Raw genomic sequence first — 1,849 nt, 5'->3', positions numbered from 1 at the left:
TCAGGTCGCCGGGCGCAGCCGCCGTACCTTCGCCGGGCCGTCGACCGCGCCGCGGGCGATGCGGTTGGCCAGCTCCTCGAGCCGTTCCTCCGTGGTGCGGTCCGCCGGTTGGTACACCACGACGCGCAGGCGGGGGTCCTCCTCGAGCAGCATCGTCGTGTTGCGGACGGACAGGTTGCCGACGTGCAGCGACCGGATGCGCTTCAGCCGTCCCGGGTCGGTGGCGACGTCCGCCTGGTCCCACAACCGCACGAACAGCGGGGACTCGGCGCGAAGCCGGCCGAGCAACGGCTCCCACGCCGGGTCGGTGACGGACTCGCCGTAGTACGCGCGGAGTTTGGCCACGACGGCCGCGCACTCCTGTTCGTGGTCCGAGTGCCCGGCGATCCAGTCGGGATGGGTGAAGTGCAGGTAGGCGCAGTTGCGGTCGGCCGCCGGGAGCGCTTCCAAGTCGTCGATCATGAACCGGAAGGGCGCGTTGTAGGCCAGCGGCTCGAACCAGGGGTTCATCGCCACCGCCGGGTGCGGGGAAAGGTTGTCCAGCAGCCCTTGCCAGCGGGCGTCGACCGTTTCCCAGCTCGACGTGGCTCCCGCCCCGGGGTGTCCACCGAGGACGAACAGGTGCCGTCGCTCGTCACTCGAGAGCCGCAACGCGTCGGCGATCGCCGCCAGCACCTCGATGCTCGGCTGCACGTCCCGTCCCTGCTCGAGCCAGGTGTACCAGGTCGACCCGACGTTCGCGAGGACCGCGACTTCCTCCCGGCGCAGCCCCTTGACCCGGCGCCGGCCACCAGCGGGCAGACCGACGTCCGCGGGCGACAGCCGGTTCCGCCGCGCACGCAGGTAGGCACCCAGTTCACGAGAACGCACGTCCGCCATGGCCTTGATCATCGCACGACTCGGCGCGCCGAAAGTGGTGGTCCGAGCACCACCGTCACGACGCTCTGGGCCGGGCATCCGGGACGGCGCAAGGTGAGTCCATGCAACGGACCCGGCCGGTCTTCGTCGCCGCCTTCGGAGCGACGTACACGTTCAGCATCGGCAACGTGACCGCCCCGCGCCTCGGGCCGGATCTGGGCGCCGGTCCCGGCGAAGTGGCGCTCGTCCTGGCCGCGTTCGCGGTGTCGTTCGCCGCGGGGCTGATCCTCGCGGGACGGCTCGGCGACCGCTACGGCCGCAAGCGGCTCATGATCATCGGGCTCGTCGCCCTCGCCACGACGTCGGCACTGGCCGCGGCGGCTCCCGGGCTCTGGTGGCTGGTCGCCGCCCGGGTCGCGCAGGGCGCGGCGTCGGCGATCGTGATGCCCCAGACGCTCGCGATCATCCAGACCTCGGACAGCGAGCGTGCCCGGGCCCGCGGGATCGCGGCGTTCGCCGCGAGCTCCGGCGTGGGCACCGTGGCGGGCCAGGTCGCGGGCGGCCTCGTGATGGGGCTCGGCCTGCCCTTCGACGGATGGCGCGGCGCCGTGCTGAGCTCCGCGATCCCCAGCGTGGTGGCGTTGCTCGGCGCGTGGCGGCTCCCGGCGCAGCCACCGCACGGCACCGAACGTCCCGACCTCGGCGGCGCACTCCGCTTGGGGATCCCGCTCCTGGCCCTGATCACCGGTCTCTCGCTCGGACCGGCAACGAACTGGACCTGGTGGACGTCGGGCCTCGCGGCAGCGGGTGCGCTGGGCTTGGCCGGTTTCCGGATCGACCAGGGCCGTCGCGAGCGGGCCGGACAGCCGGTTCTCGTCGCTCCTTCCGTTCTCCGGCAACGCGCACTGCGGCTCGGCCTGCTGATGACGCTCCTGCTCTTCGCCGGCTACGGCGCGTTCAGCTACGAGTACTCGATGCTCACCCAGGCCGG

Annotated in this window: 2 protein-coding genes; one reads left to right on the top strand and one right to left on the bottom strand. The window is 72.5% G+C overall.

Annotation, left to right across the window (positions count from 1 at the left end):
* On the bottom strand, window positions 1–879 hold the full coding sequence (locus ABFJ78_RS50150) for a helix-turn-helix transcriptional regulator (RefSeq protein WP_436394698.1): 879 nt from the start codon (window positions 877–879) through the stop codon (window positions 1–3).
* A gap of 101 nt (window positions 880–980) precedes the next feature.
* On the opposite strand from ABFJ78_RS50150, the gene ABFJ78_RS50145 reads away from it, so the two are divergent.
* On the top strand, window positions 981–1,849 hold an 869-nt coding region (locus ABFJ78_RS50145; RefSeq protein ID WP_436394697.1), incomplete at its 3' end, for an MFS transporter.

The sequence above is a fragment of the Amycolatopsis sp. MEPSY49 genome, from assembly GCF_051337345.1.
Classification (GTDB): domain Bacteria; phylum Actinomycetota; class Actinomycetes; order Mycobacteriales; family Pseudonocardiaceae; genus Amycolatopsis.
The sequence above is the reverse complement of the archived record's forward strand: the minus strand, read 5'-3'. Positions and strand labels throughout refer to the sequence as shown.

What these genes read in the sequence shown, in the direction of transcription:
- ABFJ78_RS50150 (WP_436394698.1), bottom strand. Translation starts at nt 879, where the DNA reads ATGGCGGACGTGCGTTCTCGTGAACTGGGTGCCTACCTGCGTGCGCGG.